The following is a 1007-nucleotide window of genomic DNA, read 5'->3' as shown; positions in this document are numbered from 1 at the left end:
GGGATAAGACAGGGGCTTTTAGAGGCAATTGAGTTGGGCCTAAAATTGAGGTTTGGGACAAAGGGACTTAGGCTATATCCCCAAATAACCAAAATAGATAATATGGACAAATTAAGGTCTATAAAAGAATCTATTGAAATTGCTAAAGAAGTAAAGGAAATAGAAGAGTTATTGCCAAAACCAGACAAACCAGACAAACCGTAAAACGTAAATCGTTAGAAGTAAAGTGTTAAAAAAACACCTCACATTTCACGCCTCACGCCTCACACCTTACGCCGATAGACCAAATCCCAGATTAATGAACAAATTCAAAATCAAAACTTGACCCTCATGATAGAAAAATAATAAAATTACAATTACCTTTGAGAAGAAGAGGTAATTATGAATGAACGAATTGTTATAGACCCAGAAATATGTGGAGGTGAACCTTGTATAAGGGGTACAAGGATTCCTGTACACATTATTCTTAGTCATTTAGCAGCCGGAGAGAATTATGAAGAGATACTAAAGAATTTTCCCAAAATCACCCGTGAGGATATTTTAGCTTGTCTTGAATATGCCTCCTATCTTGCTACAGAAAAAGTTGTGGCTTTATGAAATTTATAGTTGATGAAAATGTAAGCTTTAGTGTTGTAAGGAAATTAAGGGCGCTAGGATATAACGTTATTGCAATAGCTGAAGAATATGCCTCTATAAAGGACCAAAGTATTTATGAAATGGCTATTAAGGAAAAGGCAATTCTTATAACCAGAGACTATCACTTTACAAATTCTCTTCGATATCCACCAGAAAAGACAGAAGGAATTGTCTATATAAGACATGGAAATTTAAAGTCCAACGAAGAAGTAGACATTGTCTTTAAATTTTTAAAGACTTGTAACCTTACTGAAATAAAAGGTTCATTTGTTACATTATATAAGAAAAGCCTAAAAATTAGGCCCCCACGCACCAGGTAAACTAGATGAACAAAATCAACCAGATCAACGAAATAGACCAAACAGACCAGA

General features: G+C 34.6%; 3 protein-coding genes. All 3 read left to right on the top strand.

Annotated features, from left to right (window positions below):
- The coding region (locus tag J7J01_05510; protein MCD6210333.1) for a hypothetical protein at positions 1 to 204 on the top strand (204 nt) is incomplete at its 5' end.
- Between the two features lie 177 nt (positions 205 to 381).
- Complete coding sequence (locus J7J01_05505; GenBank protein ID MCD6210332.1) at positions 382 to 597, top strand: DUF433 domain-containing protein; 216 nt, start codon at positions 382 to 384, stop codon at positions 595 to 597.
- Positions 594 to 956, top strand: a complete 363-nt coding sequence (locus tag J7J01_05500) for a DUF5615 family PIN-like protein (GenBank protein MCD6210331.1) — start codon at positions 594 to 596, stop codon at positions 954 to 956. Before J7J01_05505 ends, J7J01_05500 begins: the two co-directional genes overlap by 4 nt.
- Positions 957 to 1007: the final 51 nt, after the last annotated feature.

It is taken from the genome of Methanophagales archaeon (assembly GCA_021159465.1).
In the GTDB taxonomy this organism is placed as follows: domain Archaea; phylum Halobacteriota; class Syntropharchaeia; order Alkanophagales; family Methanospirareceae; genus G60ANME1.
The sequence above is the reverse complement of the archived record's forward strand: the minus strand, read 5'-3'. Positions and strand labels throughout refer to the sequence as shown.